Source organism: Mesorhizobium sp. M8A.F.Ca.ET.161.01.1.1 (assembly GCF_004792105.1).
GTDB lineage: Bacteria > Pseudomonadota > Alphaproteobacteria > Rhizobiales > Rhizobiaceae > Mesorhizobium.
Map to the genome: position 1 here is coordinate 1 of NZ_SRTD01000226.1, position 346 is coordinate 346.

General features: G+C 63.6%; 1 pseudogene. It reads right to left on the minus strand.

The features are described 5' to 3' along the window. Nucleotides 1–330 (minus strand): annotated as a pseudogene (locus EN804_RS37570) (sugar ABC transporter substrate-binding protein); the annotation flags it as partial. Between the last annotated feature and the right edge of the window lie 16 nt (nt 331–346).

The window sequence follows — 346 nt, forward strand, 5'->3', positions numbered from 1 at the left end:
GCCGCCCTTGCCGCCGATCGCCTTGCACAGCGCCATGCCGTTCTGGTAGCCGGAATCGACACCGTCGAAGGAAATGTTGGCGATCCATGCATCGGAAGCCGTGTCCCAGGGATGGATCTCCTCGGGACGATTCCACATCGTCGTCATGACTGCGCCGCCGGCTTCCGCCCGCTCGACGAAAGCCTTGGTGAAAGCCGTCGAGTCAGGAAACCAGGCGAACGCACAGCCTTCGAAGCCGGCGGCAAGTATCGCTCCCAATTGCTGCATGTGCTTCTGGCCGTCGAACCCGCTCTCGTAGACCTCGAGCTTGGCGCCGACTGAGTTCGCCACCTGCTGCGCGCCCCAG